Source organism: Streptoverticillium olivoreticuli subsp. olivoreticuli, from assembly GCF_003391135.1.
Lineage (GTDB): Bacteria > Actinomycetota > Actinomycetes > Streptomycetales > Streptomycetaceae > Streptomyces > Streptomyces blastmyceticus.
On sequence record NZ_CP031455.1, the window covers coordinates 2,087,669 to 2,111,283 of the forward strand.

Sequence of the window (23,615 nt, forward strand, 5' to 3'; positions counted from 1 at the left end):
CGGAGCTCCGGCCAGGAGCGCCTCTAGTCTTGACGAGGCGCATTGGTGCGAAATGGGAGAGAGCGGATGGATCACAGCGGGCACGGCATGATGATGGACATGCCGCCGTTCACGCTGGGACGGGGGTTGCAGTACAGCAGCGAACCCTTCTTCTTGATCGGCTGCCTGCTGGCGCTGGGACTGTACGGCTGGGGCGTGGTCCGGCTGCGACGGCGGGGCGACGCCTGGCCGGTGGGCCGGATCGTGGCGTTCGTGGCCGGCGTGCTGACGGTGGCGCTGGTGATGTGCACCAAGCTGAACGACTACGGCATGGTCATGTTCAGCGTGCACATGGTGCAGCACATGGTGATCAGCATGCTCTCGCCGATCCTGCTGCTGCTCGGCGCGCCGGTGACGCTGACGCTGCGGGCGCTGCCCACGGCCGGGCGGGGCCGCAAGGGGCCCCGCGAGCTGCTGGTGTCGCTGCTGCACAGCCGCTACATGCGGATCATCACGCACCCGGCGTTCACGATCCCGCTGTTCATCGCGAGCCTCTACGCGCTCTACTTCACCCCGATCTTCGACTTCCTCATGGAGTCCAGGACCGGGCACATCGCGATGATGGTGCACTTCCTCGCGGTCGGCCTGGTGTTCTTCTGGCCGATCATGGGCGTGGACCCGGGGCCGCACCGGCCGGGCTATGTGATGCGGATGCTGGAGCTGTTCGCGGGCATGCCGTTCCACGCGTTCTTCGGCATCGCGCTGATGATGGCGTCGGAGCCGATGATCGGCACGTATATGCACCCCCCGGCGTCGCTGGGCATCGACGCCCTGGAGGACCAGCAGGCCGGCGGCGGCATCGCCTGGGCGTTCAGCGAGATCCCCTCGGTCGTGGTGCTGCTGGCCCTCGTCCTCCAGTGGTACCGCTCGGAGCAGCGGCAGGCCCGGCGCTTCGACCGGGCCGCGGACCGCGACGGCGACAAGGAGCTGGCGGCCTACAACGCGTACCTGGCGTCGCTCCAGGGCCGTGGGCAGTAGGCGGACGCCGTAGCGGCAGGGGCCGCGGCCGGGAGACGATGGTCTCCTGGCCGCGGCCCTTCGTTCTTCCACGCACCCGGGCCGCCGTGAGGAGGTACGGGCATGCCCGGATCGACGAAGGCGATGGCGGGGCTGACGGTGGGCACCCTCGTCGTCGTGACCGCGTACACGGTGACGATCGGCGGCGACGGCTGGCTGTGGTTCACATGGGTGATGCTGGGGCTGCTGACGATAGGGGCGTCGGCTGCCAGGAGAACGTAAGGGGGCGCCCGGCCGGGCCCGGGCGGCCGCGTCAGAAGCGGAAGACGGGACCCGTCGCCACATCGAGGGCGCACGCGTTGGGGTACGTCTTGTGCCAGACGATCGGGCGCCCGTTCCAGTCGCCTTCGGCCGTCGCGGTGACCGGGTCGTACTCCCGCGTGCAGAGGTGGTTCTCGCCGGCCACCTCGCCCGGTTCCCCCTGCGCCCGGCGCAGCGCCGCGCAGGCCTCCGCCCCGTGCGGGTGGTGCCCGCCCGCCTCCGGGCAGGTGAGCTGGAGCCCGCGGGTCCAGGTGTTCTGGGCACCGGACACGGTCAGGAAGAGCCGCCCGTGTTCGGATTCGCCGGCGGCCGCGGAGGGCGCGGCGAGGGCGAGCAGTGCGGCGGCGCTCGCCGCGGCTGCCGTGGCGGCGGTACGTACGGACATTTCGGTGCCTCCTGGGGCGCGGGGGTGCCCGGAGCAAGCTCATCGCGCGCGGGAGCCGCGACGCAAGCGACCGCACCGGACGGTCGTCCGACCGGCGGCACACCGTCACCCACCCGGCCGCGCCGCGGTGCCGCACGGAATCCCCTCCGCCGCGACAGAGGATAGCGCCGCGGCGGGCGGCTTCCGGCCCCCGGGAACGGCCTTGCCCCGGTCCGCGCGGGACCGGGGCAAGGTGTGCTGCTTCAGAGGCGTGGGCCCGGGGTCACTTCCCCTGCGAGGGCTCCGGGATGGCGTGCGGGGTGCACGTCACGTCCTTGGCGTCGACCTTGCCCTCGAGGAGGTAGGCGTCGACGCGCGAGTTGATGCAGGGGTTGACGAGCCCCGTGACGCCGTGGGAACCGGCGCCCTGCTCCGTGATCAGGCGCGAGCCCTTGAAGCGCTTGTGGAGCTCGACCGCGCCCGCGTACGGGGTGGCGGCGTCACGCGTGCTCTGGACGATGAGCGTCTGCGGCAGACCCTTGTGGGTGGCGACCTCGACGGGCGTGCCCTGGGGGCCCTTCCAGGTGGCGCAGGGCAGGTTCATCCAGGCGTTGGCCCACGTCATGAAAGGGGCCTTCTTGTCGATGCGGGTGTTGTCGCGGTCCCACTTCTTCCAGCTGGTGGGCCACTTGGCGTCGGCGCACTCCACCGCGGTGTAGACGGCGTTGCCGTTCTCCTTGGTGATGTTGCCGGCCTTGTCGGCCAGGTCCGGGCCGGCCGCGGAGATCAGCGGCTTGCTGTCACCGGCGACGTACTTGCTCCAGGCGTCGGCCACCGGGACCCACGAGGAGTCGTAGTACGCGGCGCTCTGGAAGAAGTTGATGAGCTCGGCCGGGCCGACGACGCCACCGATGGGGCTCTTCTTGGCGGTGGCCCGGATCTTCTCCCAGCCCTGCTGGACCTTGGCCTGGGTGGTGCCGAGGTGGAAGACGGCGTCGTGCTGGGCGACCCACGCCTCCCAGTCCTTGAAGCGGCCCTCGAAGGCGACGTCCTGCTCCAGGTTGGCCTGGTACCAGATGTTCTCCTGCGCCGGGTTGACGACGCTGTCGACGATCAGGCGGCGGACGTGGTCCGGGAAGAGCGTGCCGTAGACGGCGCCGAGGTAGGTGCCGTAGGAGACGCCCAGGTAGTTGAGCTTCTTCTCGCCGAGGGCGGCGCGCACGACGTCGACGTCACGGGCGGTGTTCGCCGTCGTGAGGTACGGGAGGAGGTCACCGCTGCGCTCGGCGCAGCCGTCCGCGTACTGGCGGGCGAGCTTGCGCTGGGCGAGCTTGTCGGCCTCGTTGGAGGGCACCGGGTCGGCCTTGGGGGCCGACACGAAATCCTGCGGGTCGATGCAGGAGATCGGGGCGGAGTGGCCCACGCCGCGCGGGTCGAAGCCGACGAAGTCGTACGCCTTGGCGGTCTTGGTCCACAGCGGGCTCTTGGTCGTGATCCGCTTGGGGAACCGCATGCCGGAGCTACCGGGGCCGCCGGGGTTGTAGATCAGTGAGCCCTGGCGCTCGGCGGCGGTGCCGGTGGAACGGGCGCGGTCCACGGCGATCTTGATGGTGCGGCCGTTGGGCTTGCGGTAGTCCACGGGAACCGTGACGAAGCCACACTCGATCGGCTTGTCCAGGGCCCAATCGGCAGGACAGTCCTGCCACTTGATGCCCGTCTTCGCCGCCTTCGCGGCGGCGACCTGCACACCGTGCGCCTCCGCGGCGCCGCCCGGCACGCGCTCGATGGCGCCGGCGGCCGGGGCGGTCAGGAACCCGGCCACCAGCGCGCCGGTCACCGCAGTGCCGGCCGCGCCGAGTATTGATGTAGGTCTCACGTAGGAATCCCCCTGCTGGGTGCGCCGCTTGGCGCGACGATGATCGCAATACTGCTGCTCGGATCCTTCCGTCTCCCATGCCATAAAGGACAGGTTGTGCGGGGGTTTCTTTACTAATCCGTAAGAATGAAGACACAAAAGATGCCACATGTGGCGACGTTCGCCCCTCGCCGCCTCAAATCGCCCACATGGCACCATCCGCCAGCAAGTCACCTGATTCCAGCGCTTTTCTGAGCCGGAGGCCGTCCGGGGCGACGGCGCTCACCACGGCGGCCGGACCGGCGAGCGGTGCGAGGACGGCCGTCGCCCCGAGCGCGCGTGGTGCCACCGGGGCGTCCTCGAAGGCCGGGTCGACGACGAGGAGTTGACCCACGGCCCGGTGCCCGCCCAGCACCGCGCCGCCGTCCCAGCCGGGCACCCCGGGCCCGTAGCACAGCTCCTGGTCGAAGAGCGGGCGGCCGTCCCGGTGGACCGTCAGCCGGGCGCTCAGCCGGCCGGGCGGCTCACCCGCGCGGCCGAGGATCTGCTCCTCGCGGAGCACCAGCCGCGCGGTCGGCGCGAGTTCGACGCGGGTGGTGCTCCGCAGGTCGCTGCCCCGCGCGGAGATCAGCGGCTCGGGCAGCCAGTGCAGCGTGGCCCCGTCGCCGACCCGGATCCGGGTGTCGTACGTGGCCGGTGCGCCCGTACGGCCGGGCAGTGCGATGGTCGCCGCCGTGGTGGAGAAGCGCAGGGCGGCGCCGTCCTCGACCTCGGCGGTGAGGGTGAGCCGGTCGCCGCCGAGGGGCGCGCTCATCGCCCCGACGAGGGCCACCCGCGCCTCGGGCCCGTACGCCCGCAGCCTGCGCAGCGCGAACGGGCCCGCGCCGTCCAGGACGGGCAGGGCCGTGCCGCCCCTGCCGTCGGGGGCGGCGACGATCCGGGCGGCGGCGCGGATCCCCGGCGCGAGCCCGGGCCGTGCGGGTGCGGTGGTCATCGGGGGCCGGCGGTCCAGGCGGCGAGCTGCGCGCGCACCCAGTCGGCGACGGGCCCGACGCCGCCCTCGGCCGCGAGGGAGGTGAACGCGACGGGGAGGTCGCCGCGCTGGGCCTTCGCGTCGCGGGCCATGCCCTCCAGGTCGGCGCCGACGTAGGGGGCGAGGTCGGTCTTGTTGACGACGAGCAGGTCGGCGGTGGTGACGCCGGGGCCGCCCTTGCGGGGGATGTCGTCACCGCCCGCGACGTCGATGACGAAGATCTGCGCGTCGACGAGCCCCTTGGAGAAGGTGGCGGTGAGGTTGTCGCCGCCGGACTCGACGAGGATCAGGTCCAGCGGCCCGACCGCCTCCTCCAGATCCTCGACTGCTTCGAGGTTGGCGGAGATGTCGTCCCGGATCGCGGTGTGCGGGCAGGCGCCGGTCTCGACGGCCGTGATGCGCTCGGGCGGCAGCACGGCGTTGCGGAGCAGGAATTCGGCGTCCTCGCGGGTGTAGATGTCGTTGGTGACGACGGCGATGGAAACCCGGTCGCGCAGCTCGCGGCAGAGCGCGGCGACGGTCGCGGTCTTGCCGGAACCGACGGGTCCGCCGAGCCCTATCCGCAGGGCGCGGCGCGAGCCGTCGCCGCGGAGCGGGTGGGCGGCGCTGTAGGTGTGGCGGTGGGGGTAGGCGTCAGGGTGGTCGAGGTGCATTTTCCCTCCCGGGATGTCGGTGGTCGTCGTGTGCCTGATGCGCGGCTCCGCCGCGGCCGGGGATCCGCCCCGGACCCGTGCCCGGGTGCGGCCCGGCCGGTTTGTTTCCCCAGCCCCGCCCCTTCCCGAAACTGGGGGCTCCGCCCCCAGACCCCCGGGGGTGCGCAATTTCAGCCCGTCCGGCGATTGAGGACAGCGCGCGAAGCGTGCTCCGGGGTCTGGGGCGGAGCCCCAGTTTCGGGAAGGGGTGGGATTGGGGAAAAGTCCCCCTACGTCGCGAACAGCCGCACAGGCCACGCCGCATGCACCTCCGCCATGATGTCGAGCAGCGGCGCCGCACCCGCGGGAAGCGCGTCCAGACCCCCGCGCGCCGCGTCGGCCGCCCGGGCCGCGACCGCGTCCAGCTCCGGTGCCAGCCGCGCCAGGACACCCGTCGCGTCGAACGGATCGAGGCCGAGCAGCCGTACGACCGCCGTCGCGGGACCGCTGACCGACTCGTAGACGGCGGCGTACGCGGCGTCCAGCGGGGTGAGCCCGGCGGCACGGGCGGCCAGCCCGAGGACGATGGGCTGGTGGGCGCCGCGCGGCCGGGCCGCCGCCAGCGCGTCCAGTTCGGGCGAGGGCCACGTGGCCCGTACGGCGCGGGTCAGCTGCCGCCCGAGCCGACGCGCGGCGGCGCGCAGGGCGGGTGAGGGGGTCCGGGCGTCGGCGGCCTCGTCGAGCGCGAGCGGGTCGAGGCCCGCGGCGGCCGCGGCGGCGAGCCCGGCCGCGGTGAGCCCCGCGGTGTGCAGCCGCCCCCGGCAGAACGCCTCCAGGGTGCCCGCGTCCCGGACCCGGCCGGCCTTGACGGCGGCCTCGGCCCCGCCGGAGTGCGCATGGCCTCCGGCGGGGAACCGTCCGTCGGCGAGGACGAGCAGCGCGGCCCGCGAGGCCGTCGGCGGTATCGCCTCCCCCACGGCCATCAGAAGAGGAAGTAGCGCTGTGCCATCGGCAGTTCCGCCACCGGCTGGGGTTCGATCACCGTGCCGTCGACCGTGACCGTGAACGTGTCGGGGTCGACCTCCACATGGGGGCGGGCGTCGTTGTTGCGCATGTCCGCCTTGGTGACGCCGCGCGTGCTGCGGATCGGGGTGAAGCGCTTGCCGAGGCCGAGCCGCTCGGGGAGCCCGTCGTCGAGGGCCCACTGGGTGACGAAGTTCAGGGAGTTGGCGGCGGGGGCCCGGCCGATGGCGCCGAACATGGGGCGCGGGAGGATCGGCTGCGGCGTGGGGATGGACGCGTTCGCGTCGCCCATCTGCGCGTACGCGATCTGCCCGCCCTTGATGACGAGCTGCGGCTTGACGCCGAAGAACGCGGGTTCCCACAGCACGAGGTCGGCGAGCTTGCCGGTCTCGACGGAGCCGATCTCGTGGTCGAGGCCCTGCGCGACGGCCGGATTGATGGTGTATTTGGCGACATAGCGCCGGGCCCGCCGGTTGTCGGCGGCGCCGTCGCCCGGCAGGGCGCCGCGCCGCCGCTTCATCACATGTGCCGTCTGCCAGGTGCGCAGCACCACCTCCCCGACGCGGCCCATCGCCTGGGAGTCGGAGGAGATGATCGAGATGGCGCCCAGGTCGTGCAGGACGTCCTCGGCGGCGATGGTGCCGGGCCGGATCCGGGACTCGGCGAAGGCGAGGTCCTCGGGCACGGCGGGGTTGAGGTGGTGACAGACCATCAGCATGTCGAGGTGTTCGTCGACGGTGTTGACGGTGTGCGGGCGGGTGGGGTTGGTGGAGCTGGGCAGGACGTTGGCCTCGGAGACGACGGTGATGATGTCGGGCGCGTGCCCGCCGCCCGCGCCCTCCGTGTGGTACGCGTGGAGGGTGCGCCCGGCGATCGCGGCGAGGGTGTCGCCGACGAACCCCGCCTCGTTGAGGGTGTCGGTGTGGATGGCGAGCTGGGCGCCGCTCTCCTCGCAGACGGACAGGCAGGCGTCGATGACGGCGGGGGTGGCGCCCCAGTCCTCGTGGATCTTGAATCCGACGGCTCCGGCGCGCAGTTGGGCGCGCATCGAGTCGTAGGAGACGGTGTTGCCCTTGCCGAGGAGGCCGATGTTCAGCGGGTAGCCCTCCATCGCCTCGAACATCCGGGCGAGGTGCCAGGAACCGGGGGTGATGGTGGTGGCCTTGCTGCCCTCGGCCGGGCCCGTGCCGCCGCCGACGAGCGTGGTGACGCCGGAGGCGAGCGCCTCGTCGGCGATCTGCGGGCAGATGAAGTGGACATGGGCGTCGACGGCCCCGGCGGTGAGGATCCTGCCGTTGCCCGCGATGATCTCCGTCTCGGGGCCGATGACGAGATCGGGGTGGACGCCGTCCATGGTGTCGGGGTTGCCGGCCTTGCCGATGCCGGTGATGCGGCCGTCGCGGATGCCGATGTCGGCCTTGACGATGCCCCAGTGGTCGAGGACGACGGCGCCGGTGATGACGGTGTCGGGGGCGCCGTCGGCGCGGGTGGCGCGGGACTGGCCCATGGACTCGCGGATGACCTTGCCGCCGCCGAAGACCGCTTCGTCCCCGGCGTGGCCGGGGCCGCCGCTGCGGTCCTCCTCGATCTCGACGAGGAGGTCGGTGTCGGCGAGCCGGATGCGGTCCCCCGTGGTGGGGCCGAACAGGTCGGCGTACGCGGCCCTGCTGAGTTCAGTCATCCAGCGGCCCTCCGCACTCGCCGCGCAGCCCCTCGACGATGCGCTTGCCGCCGATCGGGACCAGCGCGACCTCGACGGGGATGCCGGGCTCGAAGCGCACGGCGGTGCCCGCGGCGATGTCGAGCCGCTTGCCGCGGGCGGCGGCGCGGTCGAAGTCGAGGCCGGGGTTGGCCTCGGCGAAGTGGTAGTGCGAGCCGACCTGTACGGGCCGGTCGGCGGCGTTGAGCACGGTGACGCGGGTGCGGTGGAGCCCCTGGTTGAGGGCGACGGGCGCGTCGGCGAGGAGGATCTCTCCGGGTATCACGGTGGGCCCTTCCCTCAGCCGATGGGTTCGTGAACGGTGACGAGCTTGGTGCCGTCCGGGAAGGTGGCCTCCACCTGGACCTCGCGGATCATCTCGGGGATGCCCGTCATCACCTCGGAGCGGCCGATCACCCTGCGCCCGGAGGACATCAGCTCGGCGACGGTCCGGCCGTCGCGGGCGCCTTCGAGGACATGGACGGTTATCAGGGCCACCGCCTCGGGGTGGTTGAGCAGCAGCCCACGGGCGCGGCGCTTCTCGGCTACGTCGGCGGCCACATGGAGAAGCAGGCGTTCCTGCTCATGCGGGGAGAGTTGCATGCGTCCACCTCACTGACGAACCAGGCCCCCTAGCGGAACCCAACGGGGGCACACAAGAGTTCTACACACTGTTGACCTGGGGTTCTTCATCGGACAGCCAGGGATTGCAGATTAGAGCGGAACCTTTTCCAACGCGTTAACTGACTCTTTGCGCATCCATGGCCAGAGGTGAGGGCGCGGGTCCGGCCGGGCCGGCCCGGCGGTCAGGGCCAAGGGTTCGTGCAGCTGCCGTCTGCACCTACGGGATCTCCTGGGCCGGATCACTCCGCTCCACCCGCACGACACGTACGGCGGGCTACGGGCACAGCAGACCGCGCCCGTCGCCGGCGCCGGGCCGCCGAAGTCCCTCGCAGCCGTGTTCGAGGGCAGCGGGCGGGAGTTGCTCGGGGGCACCCTGGCGCGCCCGATGCCGGTCCCGGCGGGGGCTCGGCGGGCGCGTCGGGGCGCTGTCCCGCTCACACTCCCGCCCACACCCATGGATCACGGGTCGGCGGGCGAATAAACACCGCTCCCCCAGACGCCGGACGGTGTCGTAGACGGCGCGCGGTGATCGATTTCAACCGGGCACGCACGCCGCGCCGGAGCGGTGACGACGGGCCCCAGGCCAGGGGCTCAACAGGGTTTTCCCGAACCGGACAATCCCCGCCGTGTCCAGCGGAATTGCCCGGGAGTGAGCAGCCTCACATACCTCTGGTTCCGCTCGGAATCCGTACCCGGGCTGCGCCAAGATCCCGTCGACGACAAGACCCCGCCATCCCGGCGGGGCGGTCCAGGCGGACGCCGAACCCCGCCGCTGTCTGGATGCCGGGTCGACCGAACGCACCGGTGGGGATGGAGGACCCGAGCACGGTGGGACGACCAAGAGTAGTGCGGTCGGCCCTTGGGGTGAAGCCGTTGACACGGCCGGGCATTCTTCGCCTGCCCGAACCCGACAGGTCATCCTTCACAGGCGGCTGACGAAGGGTTGGCACATGGGCGCGCACAAACGTCCGTCAATGATGTCCAGGGCCGGCGCAGCCTCGGCCCTCACGCTCGCCGCCGTCGGCGCCACGGTGCTGGTGCCGGGCGGCGCGACGGGGGCAGAGGCATCGACCGTCGCCACCAACGCACTGCACATCGCGGCCTCGAAACAGGGCTCCCCCTATCAGTGGGGCGCGACCGGCCCCTACCGCTTCGACTGCTCGGGCCTGACCCTCTACTCCTTCAAGCGGGCCGGGAAGACCCTGCCCCGCACCGCCGCCGAGCAGTACAACCGGACCACCCACATCTCCCGCGGCGACCGCGAGCGAGGGGACCTGGTGTTCTTCGTGTCCGGCCGGGGCGTCTACCACGTGGGCATATACGCGGGTGACGGCAAGATCTGGCACGCGCCCAGGACCGGGGCGGTGGTCCGCCTGGAGCGGATCTGGAGCAACAGCGTCCTCTACGGCCGGGTGGACTGACCGGCCCCACGCGCCGCGCCGCACCGGGCCCCCGCACGGCGTGCGGGGGCCCGGCCCGCGCCTCAGCGCTCGGCGCTGAGGGCGGGCACGGTCCAGGGCAGCGAGATCCACACGGTCTTGCCGCCGTCCGGGTTCGGGGTGAAGAAGAGTCTTCCCCCGCGCTCCGCGGTGAGACAGCGGATGATGACCATGCCCCGCCCGTTGTCCTGCTGGACGGCGGCGGGCAGCCGGCGGGGGAAGCGCGGGTGGCTGTCCGTGACCCCGATCCGCAACTGCCGGTCGAGTTCGAGCCGGACGTCGACGGTGAAGGTGGGCGACTGGCCCCGGGTGTGCTGCACGGCGTTGGTGGCGAGCTCGGAGACGATCAGACGTACGGTCTCGGCGGTGTCCGTGTCGCCCGGCAGCCCCCAGTCCGCGAGCACACCGGCCACATAGCGGCGTGCGGTGGAGACCGAGGCGGGGGCGCTCGGCAGGGTGACGGTGGCTTCTTGGTGGTCTGCCATGACGCTGTCCCTTTCCCGCCGGGTACGGACTCCGACGCAATGCGTCGTGAAGTCGAGAGCGTTCCCGGACGGCTCTGAGCGACAGACTGCCACCGAAAACGGTGGTGATGCGGGCGATCCCTCAAGATGTGCATATATCTGTCGCTCGAAGCGGTGAACTCTGCGACGGGAGACCGGATATCGACGGCACACTGGTCTATTGACGAGAAACACCATGTTCACCACGGGCGGAGGCAGGGCTATGCGAAACGGACCCGCGGTGCGCCGCCGCAAACTCGGCGGGGAGCTGCGCCGCCAGCGCGAACTCGCCGGGCTGACCAGCCTGGAGGCCGCACACTCGGTGGGCTGGCACCAGTCGAAGATCAGCCGGATCGAGACGGGCAGCAGTGGCGTGAAGTCCTCGGACGTGGCGCTCCTGCTGGATGCGTACGGGGTGTCGGACCCCGAACTGCGGGCGCTGCTGGGGGCGCTGTGCGGCGCGGGCACCGCCGATGCGGAAGGCGCGCGCCGGGGCTGGTGGTACGCCTACCGCAATCTGCTGCCCCCGGCCTATCTGGACTTCATCAGCCTGGAATCGGAGGCCTCGCGGTTACGCACGCTGGAGACCACGGTCGTGCCGGGGCTCCTCCAGACTCCCGCCTACGCCAGGGCCGTCACCCGGGCGGCGCTCAACGACCCGCCGCCGGAGCAGGTGGAGAAGCTGGTGCGGGTGCGCATGGCGCGGCAGTCGGTGCTCCGCGGCGACAGTCCGCTGGAGCTGTGCGCCGTGCTGGACGAGGCGGTGCTCCGCCACGAGGTCGGCGGACGGGAGGTCATGGCCGGGCAGTTGCGACACCTGGTGGAAACGGGTTCGCTGCGCCATGTGCGGCTGCATGTACTGCCGTTCTCCAGCAGCGGTCATATTGGCATCACAGGGCCTTTTGTTATCTTCTCATTTCCGCGCATTGCTGATCTGGACGTGGTTGTTCTCGACCATTTGACGAGTAGCCTCTACCTCGAGCGGAAAGAAGACCTCCGGGCGTACGGCGCGGCATTCACGACGCTGCGGGCGCACGCCCTCTCGCACGAGAACTCGCTGGATTTCATCGCCGGGATCAACGACGGCGCGTAAGGAGGCACCATGTCCGCAATGCCTCGGTACGTACGTTCTCCATCGGCTCTGTGCGGCGCAGTGTGGCGACGCAGCAGCTACAGCACCGGAATGAACAACTGCGTGGAGACGGCCGGCCTGGGCCCGGGGCTCCTGGCCGTGCGCGACTCGAAGAACACCGCCCTGTCCGCCCTGTTGTTCTCCCCCGCCGCCTGGTCCTCCTTCGTCGGAGGACTGTGCGACGGTTCCCTCCGTCCCCTCGACCGCCCCGACGTCGCGTCCTGACGTCAGGCGGCCGGTGCGGTCCGTACGACCGTGCCGGCCGCCTCCTCGACCTGCCGGTCCGACAGGTCCGCGCGGGCGGTCAGCCGCAGCCGCGAGACCCCGTCGGGCACGGACGGCGGCCGGAAGCAGCCGACCGCGAGACCCGCGGCCCGGCAGTCGGCCGCCCAGCGCACCGCCGCCTCGGGGGACGGCGCCCGTACGGACACCACCGCCGCGTCGGGCCGCACGGCTTCGAGACCCGCGGCCGTCACCCTCCGGTGCAGCTCGCGGGCGACGTGGCGGGCGCGGGCCGCGAGCCGCGGCTCGCGGCGCAGCACCCCGAGGCCCGCCAGGGCCGCGCCCACGGCGGCCGGGGCGAGGCCGGTGTCGAAGATGAAGGTCCGGGCGTTGCTGACGAGGTGCCTGATCACCCGGGCGGGGCCGAGGACCGCGCCGCCCTGGCTACCCAGCGACTTGGACAGGGTGACGGTGGTGACGACGTCGCCCGCGCCCGCCAGCCCCGCCGCGTGCACGGCACCGCGGCCGCCGTCGCCGAGCACTCCCAGACCGTGCGCGTCGTCCACGAGCAGGGCCGCGCCGTGCGCCCGGCAGGCCTCGGCGAGCGCGGCCAGCGGGGCGGCGTCGCCGTCGACGGAGAAGACGGAGTCGGTGACGGCCAGCGCGCGGCCGCCGTGGGCGTCGAGCGTCTTGCGGACCGCCGCCGGATCGGCGTGCGGGACCACGGCCGTCTCGGCGCGGGCGAGCCGGCAGCCGTCGATGAGCGAGGCGTGGTTGCCCGCGTCGGAGACCACCAGGGTGCCGTTGTCCATCGGCCCGGTGAGCGCGGTGACGGCGGCGAGGTTGGCCGCGTAGCCCGAGGAGAACACCAGGGCCGCCTCGAACCCGCAGAAATCGGCCAGTTCCTCCTCCAGCCGGGCGTGCAGCGCGGTGCTGCCGGTGACCAGCCGCGAGCCGGTCGAGCCCGCGCCCCACCGCAGCGCGGCGTCGGCGGCCGCCCGGGTGACCTCGGGGTGCCGGGTGAGTCCCAGATAGTCGTTGCCCGCCAGATCGACCAGCGGCGAATCGGCGGGGCGCGGGCGCAGGTCCCGCACCAGACCGGCGGCGAGGCGGCGCTCGTGGTGCCGGTCGATCCAGTCGAACGGGTCCTGGGGCATCGGCCGTCCTTCTCGTTCCGTGGCGGGGGGATCGCCGGCGGGAGTGTGGGGCCCGAGGGGCCCGGTTTGTATGCAGTGCATAGAACGTAGTCCTCGCCGTGTCCGGGCAGGGTGTGGCAATACACACACCTCAAAAGGTGGCTGTTGTGCGATATCTCCATTGGCCCGGGACGGTGCGGTGCGTAAGGATCTCCGCCATGGACCTGCTGAACACGCTGGTGGACAAGGGGCTGCGGCGGGAGCTGCCGACCCGTGAAGAGGCGCTCGCCGTACTGGCGACCTCCGACGACGAACTGCTCGATGTGGTGGCTGCCGCGGGCAAGGTGCGCCGCAAGTGGTTCGGGCGCCGGGTGAAGCTCAACTATCTGGTCAATCTCAAGTCCGGGCTCTGCCCCGAGGACTGTTCCTACTGCTCGCAACGGCTCGGTTCCACGACCGGGATCCTCAAGTACACCTGGCTGAAGCCGGAGGAGGCGTCGCAGGCGGCGGCCGCCGGCGTCGCGGGCGGTGCGAAGCGGGTCTGCCTGGTCGCCAGTGGGCGCGGGCCGACGGACCGGGACGTGGACCGGGTCACCAGGACCATCGAGGCGATCAAGGAACAGAACGAGGACGTCGAGGTGTGCGCCTGCCTCGGGCTGCTCTCCGCCGGGCAGGCGGAGCGGCTGCGCGCCGCGGGTGCGGATGCCTACAACCACAACCTGAACACCTCCGAGGCCACGTACGGCGGCATCACCACGACGCATACCTACGCCGACCGCGTGGACACCGTGCAGCAGGCGCAGGCGGCGGGCATGTCCGCCTGCTCCGGGCTGATCGCGGGCATGGGCGAGACCGACGCGGACCTCGTCGACGTGGTGTTCTCGCTGCGCGAGCTGGACCCGGACTCGGTGCCGGTCAACTTCCTGATCCCCTTCGAGGGGACGCCGCTGGCGAAGGAGTGGAACCTCACCCCGCAGCGCGCGCTGCGGATCCTGGCGATGGTGCGGTTCGTCTGCCCGGACGTGGAGGTCCGGCTGGCGGGCGGGCGCGAGGTGCACCTGCGGTCGATGCAGCCGCTCGCCCTGCACCTGGCCAACTCGATCTTCCTCGGCGACTATCTGACCAGTGAGGGCCAGGAGGGCAAGGCCGACCTGGCGATGATCGAGGACGCGGGCTTCGAGGTGGAGGGCGCGGACACCACGACCCTGCCCGAGCACCGCGCCGACGCCCTGGCCGGCGGCTGCGGCGGGCACGGCGGTGGCGGCTGCGGGCCGTGCGGGGACGGCGGGGCCGAGGCCGTGCCGGAGACCGCCGTCGCGGAGGCCGGCGCGCCGGCCGCGGGCGCCGGTGAGGTGCGCACGGATCTGGTCGCCGTCCGCCGCCGCGGCGCGGGGACGGACCTGCCGCCCAATGCCTGACCCCCTCGCCCCCGGTGAGCTGCTCGCCCTCGACCGGCAGCACGTCTGGCACCCGTACGGCCCGATGCCGGGCCGTACGGAGCCGCTGATCGTCGCGTCCGCGTCGGGGGTGCGGCTGCGGCTCGCCGAACCGGCCCACGGCGCGGACGAGTTGATCGACGGGATGTCGTCGTGGTGGTCCGCCGTCCACGGCTACAACCACCCCGTCCTCAACGCGGCCGTGCAGGAACAGCTGGGCCGGATGAGCCATGTGATGTTCGGCGGGCTCACGCACGAGCCCGCCGTGCGGCTCGCGGCCCGCCTGGTGGAGATCACGCCCGAGGGTCTCGAACACGTCTTCCTCGCCGACTCCGGTTCGGTGTCGGTCGAGGTCGCCGTGAAGATGTGCCTGCAGTACTGGCGCTCGGTCGGACGGCCGGAGAAGCGCCGGCTGATGACCTGGCGCGGCGGCTACCACGGGGACACCTGGCAGCCGATGGCCGTGTGCGACCCGGACGGCGGGATGCACGAGCTGTGGTCGGGGGCGCTGCCCCGGCAGGTGTTCGCGGACGCGCCCCCGCACGACTACGACACGGACGCGGTGCCCGCCTATTCGGCGCACCTGAGGGAGGTCGTCGCGCGCCACGCGCACGAGCTGGCCGCCGTGATCGTGGAGCCGGTGGTGCAGGGAGCGGGCGGGATGCGCTTCCACGACCCGGTGTATCTGCGGGTGCTGCGCGAAGCGTGCGACGAGCACGGCGTGCTGCTGGTCCTGGACGAGATCGCCACCGGCTTCGGCCGTACGGGCAGGCTCTTCGCGGCCGAGCACGCGGGGATCACCCCCGATGTGATGTGCCTGGGCAAGGCGCTGACCGGCGGCTATCTCACGATGGCCGCGACCTTGTGCACGGCGCGGGTCGCGGACGGCATCTCCCGGGGCGAGGTCCCGGTGCTGGCCCACGGCCCGACGTTCATGGGCAACCCGCTGGCGGCGGCCGTGGCGTGCGCGTCCATCGACCTGCTGCTGTCCCAGGACTGGCAGACGGAGGTCAAGCGCATCGAGTCCGCCCTGCGCGACGGGCTCGCCGATGTGGCGGCGCTTCCCTCGGTACGGGACGTCCGGGTGCTCGGCGCGATCGGCGTGGTCGAGCTGGACCACGAGGTGGACGTGGTCGCGGCGACGCGGGCGGCGGTGCGCGAGGGGGTCTGGCTCCGCCCGTTCCGGAACCTCATCTACACGATGCCGCCGTATGTGACGGGTGATTCGGATGTGGCCCGGATCTGCGCGGCGGTGTGCGCTGCCGCGCGGGTGGGGTAGGCGGCTCCCCGGTTGCCGCCTGCGGCGGGAGCGCCCAAGCGCCGGACGGGCTGAATTTGTGCGCCCCTGAGGGTCTGGGGGCTTGCCCCCCAACAACGTAACGGAGGCAGAGAACCATGACCGTCACGGTCATCACCGGCACCAACACCGAAGTGGGCAAGACCGTCGTCACCGCGGCCATCGCGGCAGCGGCCCTGGCAGCGAGCCGCACCGTCGCCGTCCTCAAACCCGCGCAGACCGGCGTCGCCCCCGACGAACCCGGAGACATCGCGGAAGTGCGGCGGCTCGCCGGCCCGGTCACCGGCGCCGAACTCGCCCGCTTCCCCGACCCCTTGGCCCCCGCGACCGCCGCCCGCCGGGCGGGCCGCGCGCCCGTGCGGCCGCGCGAGGTCGAGCGGGCCGCGACCCGTCTCGCGGGCGATCACGACCTGGTCCTGGTCGAGGGCGCGGGCGGGCTGCTCGTCCGGTTCGACGAGGCCGGTTCGACGCTGGCGGACGTGGCGGGCCTGCTGGCCGCCCCCGTGCTGCTCGTGGCGCAGGCGGGCCTCGGCACGCTCAACATCACCGCGCTCACCGCGGAGGCGTTGCGCGCCCGTGGCCTGCGCTGTCAGGGTGTGGTGATCGGCAGTTGGCCGGCGGACCCCGGCCTCGCGGCCCGCTGCAACCTCGCGGACCTCCCCGAGGCGGCGGGCGCGCCGCTGCTCGGTGCCGTGCCGGAGGGCGCGGGCGCGCTGCCGCCCGCGGACTTCCGCGCCGCGGCCCCCGGCTGGCTGGCGCCGGAGCTCAACGGCACCTGGGACGCGACCCGTTTCGCGGCGGCCGGGCACGGCCGGTAGCACCGGCGCGCCCCGGAACCCGGCGGCGTGCCGAAGGTGCGGGTGGGCCGGGCGGGGGAAGAATCGCGGTAACCGCCGTATCCCCGGGAAGGGGTGTGCCATGCCGCTCCGGTCCACCACGACGCCGCACGACACCGTGCACCATCCGGTGTTCGCCCGGTTCTACGCGAAGCTGAGCCCGGTCGTCGACGAGCGCGCGGGCGTGGCCGCGCACCGGCAGGAGTTGCTGGCCGGGCTGTCGGGCCGGGTGATCGAGATCGGCGCGGGCAACGGCCTGAACTTCGCGCACTACCCGAACACGGTCTCCGAGGTGGTGGCGATCGAGCCCGAACGGCTGCTGCGCAGACGCGCGGTGGACGCCGCGGTCCGGGCGGGCGTTCCGGTCGACGTCGTGCCGGGGGCGGCGGAGGCGCTGCCGGTCAAGAGCGAGGCGTTCGACGCGGCGGTCGCGTCGCTGGTGCTGTGTTCCGTACGGGATGTGCGGCGGGCGCTCGCGGAGTTGCGGCGGGTGCTGCGGCCGGGTGGCGAGCTGCGGTTCTTCGAGCACGGCCGGGCGGAGGGCCCGGTGCTGGGGACGGTGCAGCGGGCGCTGGACGCCACGGTGTGGCCCGTGCTGTTCGGCGGCTGCCACACGGCCAGGGAGCCGCTCGCGGCGATCGAGGCGGCGGGCTTCGAGCTCGGGGAGTACCGGCGGCTGCGGGTCCCTGCGAGCAGGGTGCCGACCCCGGCCTCGCCCTGTGTGCTGGGGGTGGCCCGGCGTCCGGCCGAGCGGGAGCGGGCCGCGCCGGGCGACGGCGTCGGTCCGTGAACCGGATCACCCGCGGACAACAACCGGAGGGAACCTCCGTTAATATTCCGGGCAGAGAACGATCAAGGGGGCCCTCATGACACGTCCGTTCCGTTTCGCCGTCAACATGCTCTCGCCCGGCTCCGCCGCCGAGTGGCGCGAGAAGTGCCGCCGGGCCGAGTCCCTGGGCTACGACGTCATCCTCGTGCCCGACCACCTCGGCATGCCCGCGCCGTTCCCGTCGCTGGTCGCGGCGGCGGAGGCGACCGAGCGGCCACGCCTGGGCACCTTCGTGCTCAACGCCGGGCTGTGGAATCCCGCCCTGCTCGCGCGCGAGGTGGCGACCACCGACCAGCTCACCGGCGGGCGCCTGGAACTCGGGCTGGGCGCGGGCTATGTGAAGGAGGAGCACGAAAGGGCGGGGCTGCCGTTCGGCTCGCCGCGCGAGCGCGTGGACCACCTGGAGCACACGGTCACCGAGCTGACCCGGCTGCTGGGCGACCCGGAGCACGTACCGCAGCCCGCGCAGGCTCCGCGCCCGCCGCTGCTGCTCGGCGGCAACGGCAAGCGCATGCTGCGGCTCGCCGCGCGATACGCCGACATCGCCGCCTTCACCGGGGCGATCACGACCGACTCCGGCGCCCTGCGGCTGCTGAGCCCGGCCGTCATCGAGGAGCGGATGGCCGTCTACCACGAGTTCGCCGCCGACCGCGAGACGCCCGCCGAGCTGAACTACCTGTCGCAGGTCGTGGCCGTCGACGCGGACCGGCGGGCCACGGCGCGCAAGCTCGGCGAGCACGCCCCGGACCTCACCGAGGACGAGCTGATCGAGCACCCGGCGGTGCTGGCCGGCTCGGTCAAGGACATCGCCGAGCAGGTGCGCGGGCACCGCGAGCGGTACGGCTTCACCTACTTCACCATCCTGGAGCCGAACATGGAGGCGTTCGCCCGGGTGATGGAGGAGCTGCGCGCCTGACGCCCACGCCGGAAGGGGGCGCGGGTGCCGCGCCCCCTGATCCACTCGCCGCTTTGCCCGTCCTTTACCATGGATGGTCACCCGTACCTTCACTTGTTCGAAAGGTGTGAGCGTCCGCCCATGGGCGAGCCTCCCAGTAGCCGACATCGCGCGATCCTCCCTGCCCTGCCCGATCATGGGACGGAGGTGTGGAACCGATGATGGAAGTGCTGCTCCTGGCGGTGGCCCTGCTGCTGACGCTGGCGTGCGCCGTCTTCGTCGCGGCGGAGTTCTCGCTCACCACCGTCGAGCGCGGCGAGCTGGAGCGGGCCGCCGCCCAGGGCGACCGCGGCGCGCAGAGCGCGCTCAAGGCCGTGCGCACCCTGACCTTCCAGCTCTCCGGCGCCCAGCTCGGCATCACGGTGACCGGGCTGATCATCGGCATGATCTCCAAGCCGTCCATCGCGGCGCTGCTCACCGGCCCCGTGGAGGCGCTCGGCCTGTCCCGCGCCACGGCCTCCTCGACCGCGCTGGTCCTCGGCACCGTGCTCTCCACGGTCGTCCTCATGGTGATCGGCGAGCTGGTCCCCAAGAACTGGGCGATCTCGCGCCCGCTCCCGATGGCCAAGAAGGTCGCCGGGCCGCAGCGCGCCTTCAGCGCCGCCTTCCGCCCGCTGATCCGGCACCTCAACAACACCGCGAACCGCGCCCTGCACCGGATGGGCCTGGAGCCCGCCGAGGAGCTGGCCTCCGCGCGCGGCCCGCAGGAGCTCGCCGCGCTCGCCCGGCACTCCGCCAAGGAGGGCGCGCTGGAGGCGGACACAGCCGAGCTGTTCATCCGGACGCTGAACCTCGCCGAGCTGACGGCCGAGAACGTGATGACGCCCCGCGTCCAGGTCACGGCGCTCGACTCGCACGCCACCGCCCAGGACGTCGTGGACGCCACCCGGGCGACCGGGCTCTCGCGCTTCCCCGTCTACCGCGGCAACCTCGACTCCGTCATCGGCACCGCCCACGTCAAGGACATCCTGGCGATACCGGCGGAGCAGCGCCCCCACCACCCCGTCACCACGATGCTGCGCGAGCCGCTGCTCGTCCCCACGTCGCTGACCGTGGACCGGCTGCTGGACCGGCTGTCCGGCCGGCGCACCATGGCCGTCGTCATCGACGAGTACGGCGGCACGGCCGGGGTGGCCACCCTGGAGGACATCGTCGAGGAGGTCGTCGGCGAGGTCCGCGACGAGCACGACCCCGACGAGCTGCCCGACCTGGCGCCCGCCGGCACGGACCCCGAGGGCCGTCGGCTCTACGACGCGGACGGCGCGGTCCGGACCGACCAGCTGGAGATCATCGGGCTGCGCGCGCCGCACGGCCCGTACGAGACCCTCGCCGGAGTGGTCGCCACCGAGCTCGGCCGGATCCCGGCCGCGGGCGACACCGTCGAGATCGCGGGCTGGCGGATCGACGTGGTCGACGCCACGGGCCGCCGCGCGGCCCGGGTCCGGCTCGCGGCCCCGGCGCCCGGCAACGGCCCGCGCACCGGTGAGGAGGCGGGCCGATGACCGTCGTCCAGCTGATCGTCGGCCTGGGGACCCTCGTGGTCAACGCCTTCTTCGTGGGCGCCGAGTTCGCGCTCATCTCCGTGCGCCGCAGCCAGATCGAGCCGCACGCCGACCTGGGCGACCGGCGGGCCCGCAGCGTGCTGTGGGGCCTGCGGCACATCTCGGCGCTGATGGCCGCCGCCCAGCTCGGCATCACGCTGTGCACCCTGGTGCTCGGTGTGGTCGCCGAGCCCGCCATCGCCCATCTGCTGGAGCCGGTCTTCCACGCGGTCGGACTGCCCGTCGGGCTGATCCACGTGGTGTCGTTCGTGATCGCGCTGGCCGTGGCGACCTATCTCCACATGCTCTTCGGCGAGATGGTCCCGAAGAACGTGGCGCTCGCCGAGCCGGTGCGCACCGCCCTGCTCCTCGGCCCGCCGCTGGTCACCCTGGCGCGGGCGCTGCGCCCGGTGGTCTTCACCATCAACTCGCTCGCCAACGCCCTGCTGAAGCTGATGCGGGTCGAGCCGAAGGACGAGGTGGCGGCGACCTACTCCGACGACCAGCTGGCCCGGATCGTCGCCGACTCCAGCGCGGCGGGGCTGCTCGACGACCGCGCGACCGAGCGGCTGCGGGACGCCCTGGAGCTGGGCACCCGCCCGGTGAAGGACGTGGTCACCCCCGTGGAGCAGGTGGTCTCCGTCCCGCTCGGGGTCACGCCCGAGGAGCTGGAGCGGCTCTCCGCGGAGTCCGGCTTCTCCCGCTTCCCGGTGCTCGACGACACCGGCAGGCTCATCGGCTACATCCATGTGAAGGACGCGCTGGACACCACCCCGCGCGACCAGCCGTTCCCCTTGCAGCGGATGCGCCGGATCGCGACCGTACGGGCGGCGACCCCGCTCGACGACGTGATCACGACGATGAGCGGCACCGGCACCCATCTCGCGGCGGTCATCGGTGACGACGACCGGCCGGTGGGGCTGGTGACCCTGGAGGACGTGCTGCGCGAGCTGGTCGGGCAGCGCCCGTAGAGGCCCGCGCCCCGGGGCGGTGTATGGCACCGCCCCGGGGCCGCCCGCCCGACCGGAGCGGGCAGGAGTAGGATCGCGGCGCCATGCAGATGAATGCCACATACACCAGCTTCGTCGCGGTCGGCGACTCCTTCACCGAGGGGATGTCCGACCGGCTGCCCGACGGTTCCTACCGCGGCTGGGCCGATCTCCTCGCGGCGCGGCTGGCGGCCCGTGCGCCCGGCTTCCGCTACGCCAATCTGGCCGTGCGCGGGAAGCTGATCGGCCAGATCGCGGACGAGCAGTCGGCCGCCGCCGCGGCCATGGGCGCCGACCTGGCGACCCTGGTCGGCGGGCTCAACGACGTGCTGCGCCCGAAGTGCGACGTGGACCTGGTGTGCGCCCGGCTGGCCGAGGCGGCGGACCGGATCGCGCCGAGCTGCAAGCAGCTGGTGCTGATGCGCAGCCCCGGGCGGCACGGTCCGGTGCTTGAGCGGTTCCGGCCGCGCATGGAGCAGCTCTTCGGCTTCGTCGACGAGCTCGCCGCGCGGCACGGCGCGCTGGTGGTGGACCTCTTCGGGGCCGATGTGCTCGGTGACCCGCGGATGTGGGCAGAGGACCGGCTGCACCTGAACGCGGAGGGCCACCGGCGGGTGGCCGAGGCCGTGTGGCAGGCGCTCGGCCATGAGCCGGAGCTCGACTGGCGCGCCCCGCTGCCCCCGTTCGTCCGGCCCGGCTGGGCCGCCCGCCGGGTCTCCGACGCGCGGTTCGCCCGGGAGCACCTGCTGCCGTGGGTCGGGCGCCGGCTGACGGGCCGCTCGTCGGGGGACGGACGGGTGGGGGCGCACTTCGACGCCGGGCTGGGCGTGGCCCGGCCGGTGGTCCTGGGCCCGTCGCGCACCGACGGCTGACGCTCAGCGGGACGCGTCGAGGATGACGCGGGCCACCAGTTCCGGGTCGTCGTTCATGGGCACGTGCCCGCAGCCGGACAGCCGCAGCAGCCGGGCGCCCGGGATCGTCTTCTTGGCGCGGATGCCCTGCCGCGGCACCAGCAGCCGGTCCTTGCTGCCCCAGCCTATGGTGACCGGGACGTCGGGCACGTCGTGGGTGAACCGCGCCGAGCGGCCCACGGCCAGGGTCGCGTCGAAGCCGGTGGCCTCGCGCAGGGCCCGCGTCTCGGCGATCACGGCGTCGGGCGAACGGCGCGCGGGCCGGGCGTAGATGGCCCCGGCCAGCGCCGCCCGGCCGGCAGCCGTACGGGCCAGCCGGGCCACCAGCTGCGGGGGCATGGTCACGGCGCCGCGCCGCATCCCTCTGAGCACCCCGAAGGCGTAACGGCGCTCGGCCTCGTTCCAGAACCCGGCGGGCGAGAGCGCCGTGACGGAGCGTACGAGCTTGTCGTGGCCGAGCTGGAGGGCGAGCAGCCCGCCGAGGGAGTTGCCCACGACGTGCGGCTGCCGCACGTCGAGCGCCTCGAAGAGCGCGGCCAGGACGGGGGGCACGCCGTGGAGGTCGTAGCGGATCCCGTCGGGCAGCGCCGGGGAGCGGCCGAAGCCCGGCAGGTCGACGGCTATGACGTCGCGCTCGGCCGCGAGGATGCCCGCGACGGGGTCCCACGCCTGGAGGTGGTGGCCGATGCCGTGCAGCAGGACCAGGGGCTCCCCGCCGCCGAGCCGTTCGTAGGACACCTCGACGGTCCGCTCTCCGGCGGGGGTGTCGATGGGGAAGGCGACCGTGTCGGCCATGGGGCGGCTCCTCGTCATCCACGGGTCACTGCTGGGCTGTTGAGACAGGATGTCAGCAACGATTACCGCTGGGTAGACCCCGGAGCGGCACGGCTGCCGCGGGTGAGAGACGGCTCATATGGACAACTCCGGCCCGGCCACGGTGGGATGGACCCCGTGACCGTACGTGATCCCGTGCTCGACACCTTCGAGGAGCACCGCGGCGTCCTGACCGGCGTGGCCTATCGCATGCTGGGCCGCGTCGCGGACGCCGAGGACGTCGTGCAGGAGGCGTGGCTGCGCTGGTCGCGCGCCGACCGCGAGGAGGTCCGCGACGCCCGCGGGTTCCTGGTGCGTGTCACCACCCATCTGGCCATCGACCGACTGCGCCAGGTGCAGTCCCGGCGCGAGACCTACGTCGGCCCGTGGCTCCCGGAGCCGCTCGCCACGGACTTCGGGGCGAGCGTCCCCGACACCGCCGAGCGGGCCGTGCTCGCCGAGTCCGTCTCGCTGGGCATGCTGGTCGTCCTCGAGTCGCTCTCGCCGCTGGAGCGCGCGGTCTTCGTGCTCCGCGAGGCATTCGCCTTCCCGCATCAGGAGATCGCCGCCGTGCTCGACCGCTCCGAGGCGGCCGTGCGGCAGCTCGCCGGACGGGCGCGCCGCCATGTCGACGAGGGCAGGCCGCGGTTCCCGGTGGACGCGGCCGAACAGCGCGCCCTCACCGAGAAGTTCCTGGCGGCCGCCACCGGCGGGAGCATCGAGGACCTGCTGGCGCTGCTCGCGCCCGACGTGCGGCTCGTGGGCGACAGCGGCGGGAAGTCCAAGGCCCCGCTGCGGGTCCTGGAGAGCGCCGACAAGGTCGGGCGGTTCCTCTTCGCGGTGTCCCGGACGGGCGTGGCCGAGCCGGAGTTCCGCTTCCTGGAGCTCAACGGCGGGCCCGCGCTGCTCGTCCTGTCGGCGGGCCGGCCGGACAGCGTCCTCAGCGTCGAGCTCTCCGGCGACGGCCGGATCGCGGCCGTCTACATCCAGCGCAACCCCGACAAGCTCGCGGGGCTCGCGCCCTGACCC

At 72.8% G+C, this 23,615-nt stretch carries 25 protein-coding genes and 1 riboswitch; of the genes, 14 read left to right on the top strand and 11 right to left on the bottom strand.

Annotation, left to right across the window (positions count from 1 at the left end; all coding sequences use genetic code 11):
- The first annotated feature begins 66 nt into the window (after positions 1–66).
- Positions 67–1,017, top strand: a complete 951-nt coding sequence (locus DXZ73_RS08725) for a cytochrome c oxidase assembly protein (protein ID WP_116210445.1) — start codon at positions 67–69, stop codon at positions 1,015–1,017.
- Between the two features lie 102 nt (positions 1,018–1,119).
- Positions 1,120–1,278, top strand: a complete 159-nt coding sequence (locus tag DXZ73_RS38005; protein ID WP_162890123.1) for a hypothetical protein — start codon at positions 1,120–1,122, stop codon at positions 1,276–1,278.
- Between the two features lie 31 nt (positions 1,279–1,309).
- On the opposite strand, the gene DXZ73_RS08730 is transcribed toward DXZ73_RS38005, so the two are convergent.
- The 8 genes from DXZ73_RS08730 to DXZ73_RS08765 all read right to left on the bottom strand — a co-directional run bounded on the left by DXZ73_RS08730 (position 1,310) and on the right by DXZ73_RS08765 (position 8,526).
- Positions 1,310–1,702 (bottom strand): SSI family serine proteinase inhibitor, encoded by a 393-nt coding sequence (locus DXZ73_RS08730; protein WP_116210446.1) that lies wholly within the window; start codon positions 1,700–1,702, stop codon positions 1,310–1,312.
- A gap of 262 nt (positions 1,703–1,964) precedes the next feature.
- On the bottom strand, positions 1,965–3,557 hold the full coding sequence (locus DXZ73_RS08735) for an alpha/beta hydrolase (protein WP_205519137.1): 1,593 nt from the start codon (positions 3,555–3,557) through the stop codon (positions 1,965–1,967).
- Positions 3,558–3,732: 175 nt separating this feature from the next.
- Entirely contained in the window at positions 3,733–4,530 is a 798-nt protein-coding gene (locus tag DXZ73_RS08740) for an urease accessory protein UreD (RefSeq protein WP_116210448.1), read from the bottom strand.
- Positions 4,527–5,222, bottom strand: a complete 696-nt coding sequence (gene ureG / locus DXZ73_RS08745; RefSeq protein ID WP_116210449.1) for an urease accessory protein UreG — start codon at positions 5,220–5,222, stop codon at positions 4,527–4,529. The genes DXZ73_RS08740 and ureG overlap by 4 nt, the downstream gene beginning before the upstream one ends.
- 269 nt (positions 5,223–5,491) lie before the next feature.
- On the bottom strand, positions 5,492–6,184 hold the full coding sequence (locus DXZ73_RS08750) for an urease accessory protein UreF (RefSeq protein ID WP_116210450.1): 693 nt from the start codon (positions 6,182–6,184) through the stop codon (positions 5,492–5,494).
- Entirely contained in the window at positions 6,184–7,905 is a 1,722-nt protein-coding gene (locus DXZ73_RS08755) for an urease subunit alpha (RefSeq protein WP_116210451.1), read from the bottom strand. Before DXZ73_RS08755 ends, DXZ73_RS08750 begins: the two co-directional genes overlap by 1 nt.
- Positions 7,898–8,209 (bottom strand): urease subunit beta, encoded by a 312-nt coding sequence (locus tag DXZ73_RS08760; protein WP_116210452.1) that lies wholly within the window; start codon positions 8,207–8,209, stop codon positions 7,898–7,900. Before DXZ73_RS08760 ends, DXZ73_RS08755 begins: the two co-directional genes overlap by 8 nt.
- Positions 8,210–8,223: 14 nt before the next feature.
- Positions 8,224–8,526, bottom strand: coding sequence for an urease subunit gamma (locus tag DXZ73_RS08765; protein ID WP_116210453.1), 303 nt, complete (start codon positions 8,524–8,526; stop codon positions 8,224–8,226).
- 801 nt (positions 8,527–9,327) lie between these two features.
- A riboswitch (cyclic di-AMP (ydaO/yuaA leader) is annotated at positions 9,328–9,493 on the top strand.
- A gap of 4 nt (positions 9,494–9,497) precedes the next feature.
- Between DXZ73_RS08765 and DXZ73_RS08775 the strand changes: the two genes are divergently transcribed.
- Positions 9,498–9,968 (top strand): C40 family peptidase, encoded by a 471-nt coding sequence (locus DXZ73_RS08775; RefSeq protein WP_116210454.1) that lies wholly within the window; start codon positions 9,498–9,500, stop codon positions 9,966–9,968.
- Between the two features lie 62 nt (positions 9,969–10,030).
- Here DXZ73_RS08775 and DXZ73_RS08780 read toward each other — a convergent pair whose 3' ends face one another.
- Positions 10,031–10,471, bottom strand: coding sequence for an ATP-binding protein (locus DXZ73_RS08780; RefSeq protein ID WP_116210455.1), 441 nt, complete (start codon positions 10,469–10,471; stop codon positions 10,031–10,033).
- A 241-nt stretch (positions 10,472–10,712) separates the two neighbouring features.
- Here DXZ73_RS08780 and DXZ73_RS08785 point away from each other — a divergent pair, with 241 nt between their 5' ends.
- A complete protein-coding gene (locus tag DXZ73_RS08785) occupies positions 10,713–11,582 on the top strand; it encodes a helix-turn-helix domain-containing protein (protein WP_116210456.1) in 870 nt (289 codons plus the stop codon).
- A 9-nt stretch (positions 11,583–11,591) separates the two neighbouring features.
- Positions 11,592–11,846, top strand: coding sequence for a DUF397 domain-containing protein (locus DXZ73_RS08790; protein WP_116210457.1), 255 nt, complete (start codon positions 11,592–11,594; stop codon positions 11,844–11,846).
- Positions 11,847–11,848: 2 nt separating this feature from the next.
- On the opposite strand, the gene DXZ73_RS08795 is transcribed toward DXZ73_RS08790, so the two are convergent.
- Positions 11,849–13,000, bottom strand: coding sequence for an 8-amino-7-oxononanoate synthase (locus tag DXZ73_RS08795; protein WP_116210458.1), 1,152 nt, complete (start codon positions 12,998–13,000; stop codon positions 11,849–11,851).
- A 197-nt stretch (positions 13,001–13,197) separates the two neighbouring features.
- Here DXZ73_RS08795 and bioB point away from each other — a divergent pair, with 197 nt between their 5' ends.
- From bioB to DXZ73_RS08835, 8 genes are all read left to right on the top strand, one after another.
- The gene (bioB, locus tag DXZ73_RS08800; protein ID WP_116210459.1) at positions 13,198–14,397 is read left to right on the top strand and encodes a biotin synthase BioB; all 1,200 of its coding nucleotides are present in this window, start codon (positions 13,198–13,200) and stop codon (positions 14,395–14,397) included.
- Positions 14,390–15,694 (top strand): adenosylmethionine--8-amino-7-oxononanoate transaminase, encoded by a 1,305-nt coding sequence (locus DXZ73_RS08805; RefSeq protein WP_116210460.1) that lies wholly within the window; start codon positions 14,390–14,392, stop codon positions 15,692–15,694. Before bioB ends, DXZ73_RS08805 begins: the two co-directional genes overlap by 8 nt.
- Positions 15,695–15,810: 116 nt before the next feature.
- Positions 15,811–16,530: a dethiobiotin synthase gene (bioD, locus tag DXZ73_RS08810; RefSeq protein WP_116210461.1), complete on the top strand. Its 720-nt coding sequence runs from the start codon at positions 15,811–15,813 to the stop codon at positions 16,528–16,530.
- A gap of 100 nt (positions 16,531–16,630) precedes the next feature.
- Positions 16,631–17,338, top strand: a complete 708-nt coding sequence (locus DXZ73_RS08815) for a class I SAM-dependent methyltransferase (RefSeq protein WP_116210462.1) — start codon at positions 16,631–16,633, stop codon at positions 17,336–17,338.
- A gap of 76 nt (positions 17,339–17,414) precedes the next feature.
- Entirely contained in the window at positions 17,415–18,293 is an 879-nt protein-coding gene (locus DXZ73_RS08820) for an LLM class F420-dependent oxidoreductase (protein WP_116210463.1), read from the top strand.
- A gap of 197 nt (positions 18,294–18,490) precedes the next feature.
- Positions 18,491–19,834 carry a hemolysin family protein gene (locus tag DXZ73_RS08825; protein ID WP_116210464.1) on the top strand — a complete coding sequence of 448 codons (1,344 nt, stop codon included), beginning with the start codon at positions 18,491–18,493 and terminating at the stop codon, positions 19,832–19,834.
- On the top strand, positions 19,831–20,844 hold the full coding sequence (locus DXZ73_RS08830; protein WP_116210465.1) for a hemolysin family protein: 1,014 nt from the start codon (positions 19,831–19,833) through the stop codon (positions 20,842–20,844). Before DXZ73_RS08825 ends, DXZ73_RS08830 begins: the two co-directional genes overlap by 4 nt.
- An 83-nt stretch (positions 20,845–20,927) precedes the next feature.
- Complete coding sequence (locus tag DXZ73_RS08835) at positions 20,928–21,734, top strand: SGNH/GDSL hydrolase family protein (RefSeq protein WP_116210466.1); 807 nt, start codon at positions 20,928–20,930, stop codon at positions 21,732–21,734.
- 3 nt (positions 21,735–21,737) lie between these two features.
- Here the strand turns inward: DXZ73_RS08835 and DXZ73_RS08840 are convergent, their stop codons facing one another.
- Positions 21,738–22,568, bottom strand: coding sequence for an alpha/beta fold hydrolase (locus tag DXZ73_RS08840; protein ID WP_116210467.1), 831 nt, complete (start codon positions 22,566–22,568; stop codon positions 21,738–21,740).
- Between the two features lie 147 nt (positions 22,569–22,715).
- Here DXZ73_RS08840 and DXZ73_RS08845 point away from each other — a divergent pair, with 147 nt between their 5' ends.
- On the top strand, positions 22,716–23,612 hold the full coding sequence (locus DXZ73_RS08845) for an RNA polymerase sigma-70 factor (protein ID WP_116210468.1): 897 nt from the start codon (positions 22,716–22,718) through the stop codon (positions 23,610–23,612).
- Positions 23,613–23,615: the final 3 nt, after the last annotated feature.